The sequence below is a fragment of the Pseudomonas sp. QE6 genome (assembly GCF_041379005.1).
Lineage (GTDB): Bacteria > Pseudomonadota > Gammaproteobacteria > Pseudomonadales > Pseudomonadaceae > Pseudomonas.
Genome location: NZ_CP166873.1, coordinates 2,628,974 through 2,643,607, shown reverse-complemented (window position 1 = coordinate 2,643,607; position 14,634 = coordinate 2,628,974). Strand labels below are relative to the sequence as shown.

Here is a 14,634-nt window from a genome sequence, read left to right as displayed (position 1 = left end):
CCTGCACTTGCAGGGCGTATTGCTCGCACTTATCGCTTGCGGCAAAGACTCATGCCGTCGCCGATCGGCACCAGCGAGTAGTCGACCCGAATGTCCTCCTTCAACGCCCGGTTGAGCTGCTGGATGGCCCGCGTGTCGTCGCTTTCGGGCTCCACTTCCAGCACCCTGCCACTCCACAACACATTGTCGAAGACCACCAGCCCGCCGCTGCGCAGCAGGGTGACGGCGTATTCGAAGTAGGTGGGATAACGCGCCTTGTCGGCATCGATGAAGACCAGGTCGAAACGACCGCCCTCCCCGCCGGCCATCAGGCTCTCCAGCGTCGACAGCGCCGGCCCCAGGCGTAGCTCGATGCGGCTGTCGACGCCCGCCTCCCGCCAGTGGCTGCGCGCGATCTCGTTGTAGTCACCAGGCAGATCGCAGCACAAAAGATGCCCGTCGGCGGGAAGCGCTTCGGCCATGCACAGCGCGCTATAGCCGGTGAAGGTACCCACTTCGAGAATGCGTCGGGCGCCGATCAGCTTCACCAGCAAGGCGAGGAATTGCCCCTGCTCCGGGGCGACCTGCCAGCGCGACATCGGCAGCGCGGCAGTCACCTCGCGCAGGCGAGCCTTGATGGGCGAGTCTCGCAGGGAGACATCGAGCAGGTACTGGTAGAGGGCGTCGTCCAGGTTCAGCGTGCGTGTAGTCATGACCCTTCCCGCATGGATCAGGGATGGAGAGCGAGACTCTGCACGGCGAGGACGCGCTTGGCTTCCAGGAAGGCTTTCTGCCAATAGGCGCTGTCGAGGCTGTCCAGGCGCACGGTCCCGCCCGTTCTGGGCGCATGAACGAAGCGCCCCTCTCCGACATAGATACCCGCATGACTGACGCCACGTCCACCGCTGGTGGCGAAGAACACCAGGTCACCGCTCTGCAGCGACTCGCGGCCGACGCTGGGCGCGCGCATGGTGATCATCTCGCGCGTGGAGCGCGGCAGTTGCAGGCCAGTGGCGTCGCGGTAGACGTAGCCGATCAGGCCGCTGCAATCAAAACCGCCATCGGGCGTGTTACCACCCCAGCGATAGGGCGTGCCGACCAGCCCAATGGCACGGATCAGGACGTCATCGGCGGCCTGTGAATTGTAGGCAGGGAGCGAAGGCGCATTCGCCACGGGCGGTGGCGACGGCGGAGTGCGGCTGGCGCAGGCGGCCAGGGAGGCGAGAACAGCGATGAGGATGATGCGCTGTGGAGCGAGCATGTGATGGCATCCCTGCGAAGGAATGCCATCACTTTGCACTGACAGTAACTTGAACGCAATACTTAAAGTAAAACTTTAAGTTTAGCGCGTTACCGTCTTGGGCTGGTAACCCGGCTCGAGTACGCGCTTGGCTTCCATGTAGCTCAGGCGCCAGTAGCTCTCGTCCAGGCTGTCCACCCGCACACCACCGCCACGGCGGCTGGCGGAGTGGATGAACTGACCGTCACCGATATAGATGCCGGCATGGCTCACCCGACCGCGACCACGATTGTTGAAGAAGATCAGGTCGCCCGGTTGCAGGTCTTCTTTCGAGACCAGCGGGACATCCATGGTGATCAACTCGCGCGTGGAGCGCGGCAGGTTGATGCCTGCTTCTTCGCGGAACAGATAGCCCACGAAGCCGCTGCAATCGAAACCAGTTCGTTCCGATTTCCCACCGAAGCGGTACGGAGTACCGATCAGCGAGAACGCGCGATCCAGGATGTCGGATACGTGCGAGGTCGAACTGCCGTTATAGTTTTTGGCCCCCTCGTCCTGCGACTCATCCGCCATCGTGACCTTATTCTGGTCAATCTGAAGAAAAGCGGCGCGGCTGGTCGGCGTTACGGCTACCTGGCTTTGCTGCGATTCCGGCGAATGGCTGGCACAAGCTGCCAGCAACAGAACGAAACTCATGGGCACGAGGGGTGCGAAGCGTTTAAGCATGGGCACGACCGTGTCTCATTAGTTCCATTTAATAGCGGGGTAATTTGCCCGCTCAATGAGGGTAATGCAAGTTTTTTATCGCGGAATGTGACTTAGCAGGCGCGGCATAATGTCTAAGGCTCGACCCACCATTCTTTCTTCGACCACCGAACTCAGGTCGGTCAGTCCCGGATTGACCTCGGCCGTGAAGCCTCCGGCAGCCCGCGTCCGCATCACCGGCTCGATGATGTAGGGGAAGCTCGCGGTCGTGCCCACCAGCAATACGGCATCGAATCCCTTGCGCAGTTCTGCATAGAGTGTGTTGATCGCCGCCTCCGGCAACATCTCCTCGAACAGTACCACCGGCGGGCGCAGCACGCCGCCACAGCGCACGCATTTCGGCGGCCGCGGGCCATCCAGGCGTTCGGCCAGCCCGGCATCTTCCTGGCCGCAGGACTGGCAGTAGAGCGGCGCCAGCTCGCCATGTATCTCGATCAGACGCTCCACCGGCGAGCCCGCACGGCGATGGAAGCCATCGATGTTCTGTGTCAGCACCCAGCACTCCGGCTTGAGCCGTTGCAGTTCAGCGATGGCCTCGTGGCCGGCGTTGGGCTGCGCATTGAGGCATGCCTTGCCCAGCTCCGCCAGGTACTTCCAACACAGCGCCGGGTTGTCGCGCAACATCGGCCCGGAAAGCGCCGCCTCGATGGGCAGCCCTTCTTCCGTGCGACCGTTGTAGAGGCCCCCCAGGCCGCGATAGGTGGGCATGCCGGAGTCGGCGGAGACGCCGGCGCCGGTAATCACAAGGATGCGTTCGGCGCGGGCCAGTGCCGCGCCGGTGCGTTCGATGGCCGAATCCATGCGCCCTCCTCCGCGGCCGGGCCGCGCGTCAGTGGTTGACCGTGTACGACAGCATCATCGAGATATGGCACAGTGGACGACCGCTTTGTTCCTGCCACTGGTTGAAAGCGGCCTGCACCAGCGCCAGGTCTTTCTGGCTGGTGGGCGTCTTGTCGACGATCTCCTGGGCCTTGAGTGCGGCGACCACATCGTCGCTGAGGACAAAGGTGTCCTTGCCTGCCATGCGCAGCAGGCGTGGTGCGGACATACCGCCCAACTGGTTGCCGCGCCTGGCCAGCAGTTTCCACAAGCCAACGATGTCGCTGGACGGCCAGCCCGCCAGCAGCTTGCCGAAGCTGCCGTATTCACGCGCGATGTCGAGGACCATCTGAGCGTTGCGCGGCACGCTCTTGAGCTTGCCCAGGTGGCGGATCAGCCGGGTGTCCTGCATCAGGCTCTCCAGGCGCTCGCCGCCCATCAGCACGACCTTCTCCGGGTCGAAGCCGAAGAAGACTTCCTCGAAGGCCGGCCACTTGGCGTCCACCAGGCTGTGCTTGAGGCCCGCGCGGAAGATGCGCAGGCTGATCAGCGACAGGTAACGGTCATCGCTCACCGCCGCCAGCTCCGCCGGCGTCCTGGGCTGCGGCATCCGGGCTTCCAGCGCCTCGACCGAGCCGAAGCGGTTCAGACAATACTCGTACAGCCACTGGTAATCGCGCATCGGGCGTCCTTGCGGAGGTCTTACAGGTTCATCACATCGAGGAAGCGCGGGGTGGCGGTCTCGTCGATGCGCAGGCTGTTGAAGTCGAACAGGCTGCGGTCGGCCAGTTGCGACGGCACCACGTTCTGCAGCGCGCGGAACATGATCTCGGTACGGCCCGGCGACTTGCGCTCCCAGTCCAGCAGCATTTCCTTGACCACCTGGCGCTGCAGGTTTTCCTGCGAACCACAGAGGTTGCACGGGATGATCGGGAATTCCTTGAGCACCGAGTAGGCCTCGATGTCTTTCTCGTTGCAGTAGGCGAGCGGGCGGATCACCACGTTGCGGCCGTCGTCGGAGAGCAGCTTGGGTGGCATGGCCTTGAGAGTGCCGCCGTAGAACATATTGAGGAAGAAGGTTTCCAGGATGTCGTCGCGGTGATGACCCAGGGCCATCTTGGTCGCGCCGATCTCGTCGGCGTAGGTGTAGAGGGTGCCACGGCGCAGGCGCGAGCACAGCGAGCAGGTGGTCTTGCCCTCCGGGATTTTCTCCTTCACCACCGAGTAGGTGTCCTTCTCGATGATGTGGTACTGCACGCCGATGGACTCCAGATAGGCCGGCAGCACGTGTTCGGGGAAGCCGGGCTGCTTCTGGTCCATGTTCACCGCGACGATCTCGAACTGGATCGGCGCCACCTTCTGCAGGTACAGCAGGATGTCCAGCAGGGTGTAGCTGTCCTTGCCGCCGGACAGGCAAACCATGACCTTGTCACCGTCCTCGATCATGTTGAAGTCGGTGACCGCTTCGCCAACCTGGCGGCGCAGGCGTTTCTGCAGTTTGTTCTGGTTGACCGAAAGGGTGCTGGCCATGGTGCTCTGGAATCCGAAGGGCAAGACGAAAAGCCGGTCATTTTACGCGCAAAGCGCCCCATACCCCAGCCCCCTGATCGGCTCGCTGCTAATCTGACAACATGACTCCCGATCTCGATCCCAGCCTCGACCTCGCCGACCAGCTCCTCGAACTGCTGCGCGAAGCGCCTGAAGGACTCTCCGAATTCCAGCTGATTCAGCATTTGAAGGCTCGGCACTCCACCCACGTGCCCAACCTGCCGCTGATCGACAAGCTGGTGCTGTTCCGCACCCACTTCCTGGTGTTCAACGCGCTTTACCGGCTGCGCGACCGGCTCTGGGCGGAGAACGCCGCGCACCTGGAAATCGGCCCGCTGCAGATCCGCCTCTCTCCTTATATGAGCGGCGCGCAGGCGATCGGCGAGCAGGATGCCCTGCGCGCCTACTATCTAGATGAGAAACATCTGAAAGAAACCACCGAGCGCGACGTGGAGAAGTTGCTGGAAAGCTTCTGGACGCGCATGCAGGGCAACGAGGAAAAGGCCGCCGCCCTGGCCCTTTTCGAGCTGGAAGACGGCCCGGTGGACTATGCGCTGATCAAGCTGCGCTACCGTCAGCTGGTCAGCCAGCACCATCCGGATCGCGGCGGCAGCACCACTCGGCTGCAGTCGATCAACAAGGCGATGGAAATTCTGGAGCGCTATTACAGCCGCCCGTGAAACTTCCATTTGCTCTAAACCCATGGACGACGAGGCCTTTAGCCCTCCCTATACTGCGACTTAAGGTCGCATAGGTCGGCCGAGCACCGGATGACGCTGGCTACGCGTCTCCGGCGCTTCGCTGGGGGGCGACCTTCTATAAGAAGAGGAGAATGCTGACATGATCCATCATGTGTGGGGGCTCTTCACCCATCCCGATCAGGAATGGCAGGAAATCCGTGGCGAAGAAGAATCCATCAGCCACATGTACCTGACCCACGTCCTGATCCTCGCTGCCATCCCGGTCATTTCCGCCTACATCGGCACCACGCAGGTCGGCTGGGTATTGGGCAATGCAGGACCGGTCAAGCTGACGGCCGCCAGTGCGATGCAGCTGACCATCATGACCTATATCGCCATGCTCGCCGGCGTCGCCGTGATGGGTGCCTTCATCCACTGGATGGCACGCACCTATGACGCAGCGCCATCGATGACCCAATGCGTGGTGTTTGCCGCGTACACCGCTACCCCGCTGTTCATCGGCGGCCTGGCGGCGCTCTACCCGCACCTGTGGCTGGGCATGATCATCGGCACAGCCGCGATCTGCTACACCGTCTACCTGCTCTACGTCGGCATCCCGACCTTCATGAACATTCCCAAGGATGAAGGTTTCCTGTTCTCCAGCTCCGTGCTGGCAGTGGGACTGGTGGTGCTGGTGGCGATGATCGCCTTGTCGGTGATCCTCTGGGGCAGCGGCGTCGGGCCGGAATACACCTGATCCTGATCACGAAATGAACGACCGGGCCCCAGTGGCCCGGTTTGCTTTTGCGCGCTTGCCTGAAACTCCCCGCGGCTTGCCTGAACCTGCACCCCGGACGAGCGGCCGCGAGAAATCCTCCACCCGCGCTTCGACTGCGGCATAATCTGCCCCCGTCGGAGAACCACTGTATGCCTGAACAGCTCAACGCGCGCGTCGAAGCCTGCTACCAGCAGGCCGAAGCCTTCTTCCAGCGGCGCTTTCCCCGCCCGGAAGTGAGCTTCCGGCTGCGCGGCCAGAAGGCCGGCGTCGCCCACCTCGATGAGAACCTGCTGCGCTTCAACCCGCAGCTGTATCGGGAAAACCGCGATCATTTCCTGCAGCAGACCGTGGCCCACGAAGTGGCCCACCTGATCGCCCACCAGATGTTCGGCCCGCGCATTCGCCCGCATGGCGAGGAGTGGCAGCTGATCATGCGCGGCATCTACGGCCTGCCGCCGGACCGCTGCCACACCTACGAGATCAAGCGCCGCCGCGCCACGCGCTACCTGTACCGCTGCCACTGCGGCGAAGGCAATGAATTCCCCTTCTCCGCCCAGCGCCACAACCTGGTCGCCCAGGGCCGCCGCTACTACTGCAGGCGCTGCCGCGCGACGCTGGTGTTCACCGGCGAAACCCGCCGCGAGTGATGCGACTCAGGCGATGATCTTCGCCGTCTTCAGCGCCTCGACCTGCTCTGCCGAATAGCCCAGTTCCGCCAGCACCTCGCCGGTATGTGCGCCCAGTGCCGCGCCAATATGGCGCGGCTCAGGCAGGCCGGCGGAGAAACGTATCGGGCAGGCGATCTGCTCCTGCACACCGCCCTTGCCATTGGGCACTTGCGTCACCACGCCACGCTCGCGCAGCTGCGGGTGTTCCACCGCCTCGGACAGGGACAGCATCGGCTCGACGCAGGCGTCCAGCGCGGCGAAGCGTTCCTGCCACTCGTGGAAATCGTGCTTCTCGAACTCGATGGCGATCTCGCACTTGAGCGCCTGCTGGTCTTCCGGTTTGGACGAGAGCCCGCGCGCGGCCAGTTCCGGGCGGCCGATAGCAACACAGAACTGCTGCATGAACTGCGGCTCCAGGCTGCCCACCGAGAACCAGCGGCCATCGCGGGTTCGGTAGTAGTCGTAGAAGCTGCCGCCGTTTAGCGCGAGGCCTTCCATCTCCGGCTCGACGCCGGCGGCGAGGTACCCAGCGCCCGCCATGCCGTGCAGGCTGAAGGCGCAGTCGGTCATGCTCACGTCGACCTGCTGCCCCTCCCCCGTCTGCTGCCGGTGGATGACCGCCGCCAGCAGCCCCATCACGCCATGCAGCGACCCGCCGCCGATGTCGGCCAACTGCACGCCCAGCGGCAGCGGGCCGGTGTCGCGGCGGCCGGTGTAGCTGGCGATGCCGGCCAGGGCCAGGTAGTTGATGTCGTGGCCGGCGCGGTCGCGGAACGGGCCGGTCTGGCCATAGCCGGTGATCGACACGTAGATCAGCTTCGGATTGATCGCCTTGAGCGCCTCGTAGCCGACGCCGAGCTTGTCCATCACGCCCGGACGGAACTGCTCCAGCACGATGTCGTATTCCCGCACCAGCTGTTTCACCACCTCCACCGCCTGCGGCTGCTTGAGGTCCAGCGCGATGGAACGTTTGTTGCGATTGAGGTAGGCGTGGCTGGCGGAGGTGCCGTCCACGTGCGGCGGCAGTACGCGCACCAGGTCCATGCGCGTGGGCGATTCCACGCGCAGCACCTGGGCGCCCATGTCCGCCAGCAACAGCGTGGCGAACGGCCCCGGCAGCAGGGTGGAAAAGTCCAGGATCTTCAGGGAGGTGAGCGGGCCTTTCATGGGCACTCCTAGGTCACCGAATGGAAGCGGTTGCGCCGCGCCTCAGAGCTTCATGCCGCGGCTGATGATCTCCTTCATGATCTCCGAGGTGCCGGCGAAGATGCGCTGGATGCGCGCGTTCGCGTACATCCTGCAGATCGGGTACTCCCACATGTAACCCCAGCCGCCGTGCAGTTGCACGCCCTCGTCGACCACCTTGCACAGCAACTCGGTGGTGAACAGCTTGGCTTCGGCGGCCACTTCCGGGGTGAGCTTCTTCTGGTTGTGGTCCATCACGCAGCGGTCGGTGAAGACCTGCGCCACGTCGATCTGCGTGCGCATCTCGGCGAGCTTGAAGCGGGTATTCTGGAAGTGCGCCACGGGGCGGTCGAAGGCCTTGCGCTCCTTCACGTAGTCGATGGTCGCGTTCAGCGCCGCCTCGGCGCCGGCCACCGCGCCGCAGGCGTTGGTCAGGCGCTCCTGGGCAAGCATGTTCATCAGGTAGAAGAAGCCACCCTTGGCGTCGCCCAGCAGATTTTCCTTCGGCACCTTCACGTTGTTGAAGAACAGCTCGGCGGTGTCCTGGCTCTTCATGCCCAGTTTCTTCAGGTTGCGCCCGCGCTCGAAGCCGTCCATGCCGCGCTCCACCACGAACAAGCCCATGGCGTGCTTGTTCGAAGGGTCGGTCTTCGCTGCGACTATCACCAGGTCCGACAGCAGGCCGTTGGAAATGAACACCTTGGAGCCGTTCAGAACATAGTGGTCGCCCTTGTCCACCGCCGTGGTGCGCATGCCGGCCAGGTCTGAGCCGGCGGACGGTTCGGTCATCGCCACCGCCAGGATGCTCTCTCCACGGATGATCCCCGGCAGCCAGCGGGCCTTCTGCTCGGCATTGCCGTACTCGGCGATATAGGGGCCGCAGAGCGCCGAATGCAGCGGGATCATGAAGCCCGGCTCGTTGATGGCGGCCAGTTCCTCGCACATGATCTGTTCGTAGCGAAAATCCTTCAGACCGGCTCCGCCGTACTCCTCTTCCGCCCAGGGCAGCAGGAAGCCCATCTCCCCCGCCTTGCGCCAGACGCTGCGGTCCACCACGCCGGCTTCCTCCCATTCCTCCTGGTGAGGCACCACTTCCTTGTCGAGGAAGGCTCGGAACGCATCGCGGAACAGGTTGTGCTCGGTCTCGAAGTGATTGCGCAGCATGATCGACTCCCGGTGGGTTGAGTGCCCGCAGGGTATTTGCTGGCCGCGCGCGCCCTCAATGACGCGAACGCTCAGGGTCGATTGACGCAATCGGCCAGGGAATGCGAGTGTGAAACTTCCCAGAGCCGCAGCGGAGAGCGCCCGCATGCAGATTCGCCCTTTCCAGGCAGAGGACATCCCGCCGTACGAAAGCTGGTTCGACGATCCGGTGCTCTATGCGCAACTGGGCCCGATGGATCGCTACTGGCTGGAACAGGTGCTGAACGATGCGGAAAAGGCTCAGTACAGCATTCTGCGTGGAGACGTGCTGGTCGCGGTGGTGGGGGTTTGCCTGCCCACCCCGACGCATCCCTATTACTTCGTTACCGACCTCGCAGTACGCCCGGAGTTACGCGGCTCGGGGGTCGGTCGCACAGTGATGACGTTGGTGATGAGCCAACCGGAACTGCAGAGCAACCCCTTGTGGCGGGCCAGCGTGAGACCGGACAACCCCGCGGCGCTGGCGTTCCTTATCAGGCTGGGCTGGACACGGCTGGAAATGGGCAATCCGTTCGATGAGCTGCTCGAGTTCGAATTCCGCCGACGGCCAGCGGGGCCCAGTTTTCGCTGAGGCAAATCCTGTAGGAGCGAGCTTGCTCGCGAACGATGTTTCAGGCTGCTCCGGCATGCAGCAGGTTCGCGATCAATAACGATGGCATCCCCCTCGCTCCTACAGAAGAGCTTTCCGGTGGCCATAAAAAAACCCCCGCCGAGGCGGGGGTTCACACAAAGGAGTCAACGGTACTGCGTAGTGCTTAGAACACGTACTGCAGACGGGTCACGACGCCGCTGCCGTCATCGTCGCCATTGGCGTTGCGGATACCGTCGGTGGTCAGGTGAACGTAGTCGAGGGAGACCTTCACCGCTTCGTTGGCGTACCAGTTCACACCGATGGTGTTGGTGGTGGCCTTGGTGTCGCCCACGTCGCGGGTAGCGGTGGCTACGGTCACGTTCGGGTCATCGACCTTGATGTGGTCGTAGCGGTAGAAGACTTCCCAGGCACCGAGCTGCTTGTCAGCCGGCTTGATGGTGTCGAACTTGGCGCCATCGAGCTTGTACACGCGAGACTCGCCGGTGATGGTGTAAGCCAGCTGACCGTAGTAGCCGTCGGCCTTGATGTCCTGGTAGGCGTCGGCGTCGGCCTTCAGCTTGCGCTTGAGGTATTCGGCCTGAGCAGAGAACGGACCGAAGGCGTAAGCGAATTCAGCCCCCCAGGTGGAGTCGTCCTTGTAGGAGCCGGCCGGGCTCAGGGTGGCGCCGCCGAAGGTGGCACGGTTGCCGTTTTCGCCAGCATCGTTACCACCGTTGGTGGCCACGCCACGCATGCCCAGACGCGGACGGATGCGGGAGTCGAAGGCGGTGTCGTCCAGGTCACGGTAGGCGTAGTCCACGCCAACGTGCAGTACGTTGCCGTCGGTGTTCATCGGTGCGAACACGCCACGGAAGTTGAACTGCTTGACGCTGTCGCCGTCGGTGTCATCGGCGTCCTTGGCGAATACGCCAGCGTCGAGGTAAGCCATGTTGGCGACTACACCGCCAACCTGGGCACCCATGCCGTCCTGGTGGGTGTTGATCCAGTCAGCCAGTTCGTAGGCCGAAGTACGCTCGGTAGCGGTAACCCACTTGGAGCTGGTGGCTTTTTCCAGACCGAAGTCCGGGTCGAAGCGACCGAACTTCAGGGTGACCGGGGCGAAGCCGATATAGCTGAAGGAAGCTTCGTCGAAGTAACCGTTGTCCGAGTTACCCGAGTTGTGGGACATGTCGTAGTTGATCTGGTATTTCCAGTCACGGTACATGGTGCCGCCCAGCTCCAGGTAGGCACGACGGAAGTACGCGGCGTCAGCATCGTTGCCATTCTTGGTGTAGAAACCATCGAAACGGCTGTAATCCGCTTGCAGACGGCCACCCAGCTTGAAGCTGAACTCCTTGTCGGTGGTGCCGACCTCAAGGCCGCCCTTGGTCTTGATAACGATATCGGCGCCATCGGTGGTGACTGTACCTGCGAAAGCCTGGGCGGAAACGGCCAGTGCCAGGGCAGTGGCGGCGTAACCGGCGAAGTGCTTACGGATCATCGAAGATTCCCCTTAATGGTATTTAGCGTTGAACACGCCGAGTGCCTGGCTGCTGCGCGGCCCCCAAGGTCACGCACAGGCCGTCTGGCGGCCCCCGTTTGTGTTGCTGGGAATCTTGGCGAGGGGTTATTTCAGATCAGTTGCTCGTAGATAAAACTTTTATTACAAAGGAACTTTTGATTTCTTTGAGTCATAAAGCACCTAGACCACGTCCGACTAAGGCCCGGGCGCTTTCCGATCGCCGCTTTGGCGGTATGCTTTCACCTTCCGCTGAAAGACCTTGTCCTCAGGCCTCTCCATGCACGAACTGCAACCCCTGATCCAACAGCACGGCCTTTCCCTGCTGTTCCTCAACGTCCTGCTGGAGCAGCTCGGCCTGCCGATTCCCGCCTACCCGGCCCTGGTCGTCGCCGGCGCCCTCGCCCTGCAAGGCAGCGGCGTGCCGCTGGGAGAAGCCCTGGCGGTGGCGGTCGTCGCCTGCCTGATCGCTGATTGCATCTGGTACTTTGCCGGCCGGCGCTATGGCGGTTTCATGCTGCGCAGCGTGTGCAAGGTCTCACTGTCGCCGGACAGCTGCATCCGCCAGAGCCAGAGCCTGTACCTGCGCATCGGCCCGCGCGCGCTGCTGATCTCGCGCTTTCTGCCGGGCGCCAGCGCGCTGACCACCACCATGGCCGGCATGACCGGCACCCGCCTGCACCGCTTCCTCGGTTACGACTGCGCCGGCGCCGCGCTCTGGGCCGGTTCCGCCCTGATGATCGGCAGCATCTTCAGCGACGCGGTGGATTACGTGCTCGGCTGGCTCAGCCAGTACGCCAGCCTCGGCGCCGCGCTGCTGCTGGGCGCCTTCGCCCTGTTCATCGCCTGGAAGTTCTGGCAGCGCTACAGCCTGCTGCGTCGCACCTCGAAAATTCCGCGCATCAGCGTCGACGAACTGCGCGCCCGGATCGACGCCGAGCAGCCGCCGCTGATCCTCGACGTGCGTGCGCAGTTCGATGGCGAGGCGATCCCCGGTTCCATCCCCTTCGGACTCGACGCACCGCTGGACGAGCTGCGCGACAGCCTGGGCGATCGCGACGTGGTGATCTATTGCGCCTGCCCCCACGAGCTCTCCGCCGCCATGCTCGCCGAGCGCCTGCAGGCGTCCGGCCATCCGCGCGCGTGGGCGCTGTCGGGCGGGCTGGATGCGTGGCATGCGCAGGGGTCGGGCTAGGCGCGGATATGCCTGTCGGGGCCAATTTAGCTACGTACTGCGTGCCAGCCGGGCTGATCGCGGACGGCCCCACTCCTACGAGAGCTGCAGTGGCATGCACGAGCCTGTAGGAGCGAGCTTGCTCGCGAAGCGAGGTTTCCGGCGGCTCCGGTGTCAGGCGGATTCGCGTTACGAAGAGCCGTTGGTGGATTCAGCGCCGCGAATGATCCCGCCGCAGCTCGGCAAGATGAGCGGCAAGCAGGTCGGTGTCGGCGCTGTTTTTCTCCGGCAGCGCACGCAGGGTCGCCTGGGTCAGCCGCATCTGCCGCAGATAACGCCGGCAGTTGCGGCACAGCAGCAGGTGCCGGCGCAGCGCCAGCTTCTCGCGAAAGCCCAGTTGTTCGTCCAGCAGGTCGCTGGAGCGCGCCACCAGTTCCTTGCAGGTCAGCATTCCCCGGTCTCCTCGAAGTGCTCCAGCGTGGCGAACACCTTCAGCCGTGCGCGATGCAGCAGCACCCTGACATTGGAGAGCGAAACGTCCAGAAGATTACAGATCTCGTCCAGTTCCAGCCCCTGCCGCTCGCGCAGCAGCAGGACGCTGCGCTGCAGCTCGGACAGGCTGGCGAGGGTGTTTTCCAGGCATTCGCGCAATTCGTCCTCGGCCAGCAGGGCCTCCGGGGAGTCCTCGTGCCAGGCCAGCGGCGCCGGGCTCCAGTGACCATCGGCGGCGAAACGGGCGTCGTCGATGCTGCCGTGGGGTGCGGGCAGGTCGTCCAGGGAGACCTCCCGGCGAACCTTGCGCAGGCGGGATTTGGCGGTATTGGCGGTGATGGTCAGCAGCCAGGTCTTGAGGCTGGAGCGCCCCTGGAAGCCGTCCAGATTGCGCACGGCGGCGAGCCAGGCGTCCTGCACCACTTCATCGGCCTGGGCACCGCCGACGATGGCGATGGCCACGGCGCGCATCGCACCCTGGTAGGTGGCTACCAGGGTGCGGAATGCCTGCTGGTCACCGGCCAGCAGGCGCGACAACAGTCCGCTGTCGTCGAGGGGCACGATCAGCGCTTGCGCAGGATCACGCTGCCGATGGAGTAACCGGCACCGAAGGAACTCAGCACGCCGATGGAGCCGGCGGGCAGGTCGTCCTGGTGCTTGTGCAGGGCAATCACCGAGCCTGCCGAGCTGGTGTTGGCGTAGGTGTCGAGGATCACCGGCGCCTCGTGGGCCTCGGCGTCGCGGCCGAGCAGCTTGCGGGTGATCAGCAGGTTCATGTTCAGGTTGGCCTGGTGCAGCCAGAAACGCTTCACGTCGCTGACCGGGATATCGTTCTGCGCCAGGTGCTCGCCGATCAGCTCAGCCACCATCGGACACACGTCCTTGAACACCTTGCGGCCTTCCTGCACGAACAGCTTGTCGCGCGCACCGATGCCCTCTTCCGCAGCGCGGTTGAGGAAGCCGAAGTTGTTGCGGATGTTGTTGGAGAACTGGGTCAGCAGCTTGGTGCTCACCACGTCGAACTGGTGCTTGGAAGTGGCCTGGTCGGCACGCTCGACGATCACCGCGGTGGCGGCATCGCCGAAGATGAAGTGACTGTCGCGGTCGCGGAAGTTCAGGTGACCGGTGCAGATTTCCGGGTTGACCATCAGGATGGCGCGGGCCTGGCCGAGCTGCACGCTGTTCACCGCGGCCTGCAGGCCGAAGGTGGCCGAGGAGCAGGCGACGTTCATGTCGAAGCCGAAGCCCTGGATGCCGAGGGCGGCCTGCACTTCGATGGCCACCGCCGGGTAGGCGCGCTGCAGGTTGGAGCAGGCCACGATCACCCCGTCGATGTCCGCGGCGGTACGGCCGGCGCGCTGCAGGGCTTCCTTCGCCGCATGCACGGCCATTTCGCAGAGGATGCCCCAGTCTTCGTTGGAGCGCTCCGGAATGCGCGGAGTCATGCGCTGCGGATCGAGGATGCCTTCCTTGTTCACCACGAAGCGGCTCTTGATTCCGGAGGCTTTCTCGATGAAGGCGGAGCTGGATTCGGCCAGCGGCTCCATCTCGCCCTTGGCGATGGCCTCGGCGTGCTGCTCGTTGTGACTGCGGACGTAGCTATTGAAGGATTCCACCAGTTCATCGTTGGAAATGCTGAACGGCGGGGTGTACAGGCCGGTTCCGCTGATCACGACTTTATGCACGGTCAATCCTCTTCAAATATCGGGCCGCCGGACCAGGCGGCAGGTTAGGCATCAAGGTGCCCGCACGGCGGCCGGCACTGGATAGTCTGGAGCTCCGCGACACGGCGCGGATACCCGGGGGAGATGGCAAGGCAGTCTGCCATCCCCGTCTGCAGGCGGCATCTTTCGCCGCCCGGCGGTCCGCGGTGGCACCTTAGTACAACCACGGGACGCTGATTATGCTGCAATTTTCGGCAAAAAGTCGCCGACAAAGCGTGGTGATTGCGCCACTTTCCGTAAGAAAGCTTCGTACTGCCTGGCATGGCCCGATCGATTGAATTTCTGCAAG

General features: G+C 63.6%; 17 protein-coding genes. 5 read left to right on the top strand and 12 right to left on the bottom strand.

Features of this window, described 5'->3' with window-relative positions; genetic code table 11:
* Positions 1–29: 29 nt before the first annotated feature.
* The 6 genes from ACAW63_RS12205 to ttcA all read right to left on the bottom strand — a co-directional run bounded on the left by ACAW63_RS12205 (position 30) and on the right by ttcA (position 4,333).
* A complete protein-coding gene (locus tag ACAW63_RS12205) occupies positions 30–692 on the bottom strand; it encodes an O-methyltransferase (protein ID WP_371233951.1) in 663 nt (220 codons plus the stop codon).
* A gap of 17 nt (positions 693–709) precedes the next feature.
* Positions 710–1,240, bottom strand: coding sequence for a C40 family peptidase (locus tag ACAW63_RS12200; protein WP_371233949.1), 531 nt, complete (start codon positions 1,238–1,240; stop codon positions 710–712).
* A gap of 81 nt (positions 1,241–1,321) precedes the next feature.
* A complete protein-coding gene (locus tag ACAW63_RS12195) occupies positions 1,322–1,951 on the bottom strand; it encodes a C40 family peptidase (protein ID WP_275610717.1) in 630 nt (209 codons plus the stop codon).
* A 69-nt stretch (positions 1,952–2,020) separates the two neighbouring features.
* Positions 2,021–2,785 (bottom strand): NAD-dependent deacylase, encoded by a 765-nt coding sequence (locus ACAW63_RS12190; RefSeq protein ID WP_371233947.1) that lies wholly within the window; start codon positions 2,783–2,785, stop codon positions 2,021–2,023.
* A 28-nt stretch (positions 2,786–2,813) separates the two neighbouring features.
* Positions 2,814–3,485 carry a DNA-3-methyladenine glycosylase I gene (locus tag ACAW63_RS12185; protein WP_371233946.1) on the bottom strand — a complete coding sequence of 224 codons (672 nt, stop codon included), beginning with the start codon at positions 3,483–3,485 and terminating at the stop codon, positions 2,814–2,816.
* A gap of 20 nt (positions 3,486–3,505) precedes the next feature.
* Positions 3,506–4,333, bottom strand: a complete 828-nt coding sequence (ttcA, locus tag ACAW63_RS12180) for a tRNA 2-thiocytidine(32) synthetase TtcA (RefSeq protein WP_371233944.1) — start codon at positions 4,331–4,333, stop codon at positions 3,506–3,508.
* 101 nt (positions 4,334–4,434) lie between these two features.
* On the opposite strand from ttcA, the gene ACAW63_RS12175 reads away from it, so the two are divergent.
* From ACAW63_RS12175 to ACAW63_RS12165, 3 genes are all read left to right on the top strand, one after another.
* Positions 4,435–5,031: a DNA-J related domain-containing protein gene (locus ACAW63_RS12175; RefSeq protein WP_371233943.1), complete on the top strand. Its 597-nt coding sequence runs from the start codon at positions 4,435–4,437 to the stop codon at positions 5,029–5,031.
* 160 nt (positions 5,032–5,191) lie between these two features.
* Positions 5,192–5,788 (top strand): Yip1 family protein, encoded by a 597-nt coding sequence (locus tag ACAW63_RS12170; RefSeq protein WP_207885098.1) that lies wholly within the window; start codon positions 5,192–5,194, stop codon positions 5,786–5,788.
* 170 nt (positions 5,789–5,958) lie between these two features.
* A complete protein-coding gene (locus tag ACAW63_RS12165; protein ID WP_275610713.1) occupies positions 5,959–6,456 on the top strand; it encodes a SprT family zinc-dependent metalloprotease in 498 nt (165 codons plus the stop codon).
* Positions 6,457–6,462: 6 nt separating this feature from the next.
* On the opposite strand, the gene ACAW63_RS12160 is transcribed toward ACAW63_RS12165, so the two are convergent.
* Entirely contained in the window at positions 6,463–7,644 is a 1,182-nt protein-coding gene (locus ACAW63_RS12160) for a CaiB/BaiF CoA transferase family protein (protein WP_371233941.1), read from the bottom strand.
* A gap of 42 nt (positions 7,645–7,686) precedes the next feature.
* Positions 7,687–8,826 carry an acyl-CoA dehydrogenase family protein gene (locus ACAW63_RS12155; RefSeq protein ID WP_371233939.1) on the bottom strand — a complete coding sequence of 380 codons (1,140 nt, stop codon included), beginning with the start codon at positions 8,824–8,826 and terminating at the stop codon, positions 7,687–7,689.
* Between the two features lie 145 nt (positions 8,827–8,971).
* Here ACAW63_RS12155 and ACAW63_RS12150 point away from each other — a divergent pair, with 145 nt between their 5' ends.
* Positions 8,972–9,436 carry an N-acetyltransferase family protein gene (locus ACAW63_RS12150; protein WP_371233936.1) on the top strand — a complete coding sequence of 155 codons (465 nt, stop codon included), beginning with the start codon at positions 8,972–8,974 and terminating at the stop codon, positions 9,434–9,436.
* Positions 9,437–9,620: 184 nt separating this feature from the next.
* On the opposite strand, the gene ACAW63_RS12145 is transcribed toward ACAW63_RS12150, so the two are convergent.
* Positions 9,621–10,937, bottom strand: a complete 1,317-nt coding sequence (locus ACAW63_RS12145; RefSeq protein ID WP_371233934.1) for an OprO/OprP family phosphate-selective porin — start codon at positions 10,935–10,937, stop codon at positions 9,621–9,623.
* Positions 10,938–11,235: 298 nt separating this feature from the next.
* Here ACAW63_RS12145 and ACAW63_RS12140 point away from each other — a divergent pair, with 298 nt between their 5' ends.
* Entirely contained in the window at positions 11,236–12,150 is a 915-nt protein-coding gene (locus ACAW63_RS12140) for a DedA family protein/thiosulfate sulfurtransferase GlpE (RefSeq protein WP_371233933.1), read from the top strand.
* Positions 12,151–12,340: 190 nt separating this feature from the next.
* Here the strand turns inward: ACAW63_RS12140 and ACAW63_RS12135 are convergent, their stop codons facing one another.
* The 3 genes from ACAW63_RS12135 to ACAW63_RS12125 are packed head-to-tail and all read right to left on the bottom strand — an operon-like array spanning position 12,341 to position 14,306.
* Complete coding sequence (locus ACAW63_RS12135) at positions 12,341–12,580, bottom strand: zf-HC2 domain-containing protein (RefSeq protein ID WP_371233932.1); 240 nt, start codon at positions 12,578–12,580, stop codon at positions 12,341–12,343.
* Positions 12,574–13,182: an RNA polymerase sigma factor gene (locus ACAW63_RS12130; protein ID WP_371233931.1), complete on the bottom strand. Its 609-nt coding sequence runs from the start codon at positions 13,180–13,182 to the stop codon at positions 12,574–12,576. Before ACAW63_RS12130 ends, ACAW63_RS12135 begins: the two co-directional genes overlap by 7 nt.
* Before the next feature lie 2 nt (positions 13,183–13,184).
* Positions 13,185–14,306 carry a beta-ketoacyl-ACP synthase III gene (locus tag ACAW63_RS12125; protein ID WP_371233929.1) on the bottom strand — a complete coding sequence of 374 codons (1,122 nt, stop codon included), beginning with the start codon at positions 14,304–14,306 and terminating at the stop codon, positions 13,185–13,187.
* Positions 14,307–14,634 lie beyond the last annotated feature (328 nt).

Coding starts and splice junctions, on each gene's coding strand:
- ttcA (WP_371233944.1), bottom strand. CDS start 4,333: ATGGCCAGCACCCTTTCGGTCAACCAGAACAAACTGCAGAAACGCCTG.
- ACAW63_RS12145 (WP_371233934.1), bottom strand. CDS start 10,937: ATGATCCGTAAGCACTTCGCCGGTTACGCCGCCACTGCCCTGGCACTG.
- ACAW63_RS12165 (WP_275610713.1), top strand. CDS start 5,959: ATGCCTGAACAGCTCAACGCGCGCGTCGAAGCCTGCTACCAGCAGGCC.
- ACAW63_RS12155 (WP_371233939.1), bottom strand. CDS start 8,826: ATGCTGCGCAATCACTTCGAGACCGAGCACAACCTGTTCCGCGATGCG.
- ACAW63_RS12200 (WP_371233949.1), bottom strand. CDS start 1,240: ATGCTCGCTCCACAGCGCATCATCCTCATCGCTGTTCTCGCCTCCCTG.
- ACAW63_RS12160 (WP_371233941.1), bottom strand. CDS start 7,644: ATGAAAGGCCCGCTCACCTCCCTGAAGATCCTGGACTTTTCCACCCTG.
- ACAW63_RS12135 (WP_371233932.1), bottom strand. CDS start 12,580: ATGCTGACCTGCAAGGAACTGGTGGCGCGCTCCAGCGACCTGCTGGAC.
- ACAW63_RS12190 (WP_371233947.1), bottom strand. CDS start 2,785: ATGGATTCGGCCATCGAACGCACCGGCGCGGCACTGGCCCGCGCCGAA.
- ACAW63_RS12150 (WP_371233936.1), top strand. CDS start 8,972: ATGCAGATTCGCCCTTTCCAGGCAGAGGACATCCCGCCGTACGAAAGC.
- ACAW63_RS12170 (WP_207885098.1), top strand. CDS start 5,192: ATGATCCATCATGTGTGGGGGCTCTTCACCCATCCCGATCAGGAATGG.
- ACAW63_RS12175 (WP_371233943.1), top strand. CDS start 4,435: ATGACTCCCGATCTCGATCCCAGCCTCGACCTCGCCGACCAGCTCCTC.
- ACAW63_RS12205 (WP_371233951.1), bottom strand. CDS start 692: ATGACTACACGCACGCTGAACCTGGACGACGCCCTCTACCAGTACCTG.
- ACAW63_RS12185 (WP_371233946.1), bottom strand. CDS start 3,485: ATGCGCGATTACCAGTGGCTGTACGAGTATTGTCTGAACCGCTTCGGC.
- ACAW63_RS12140 (WP_371233933.1), top strand. CDS start 11,236: ATGCACGAACTGCAACCCCTGATCCAACAGCACGGCCTTTCCCTGCTG.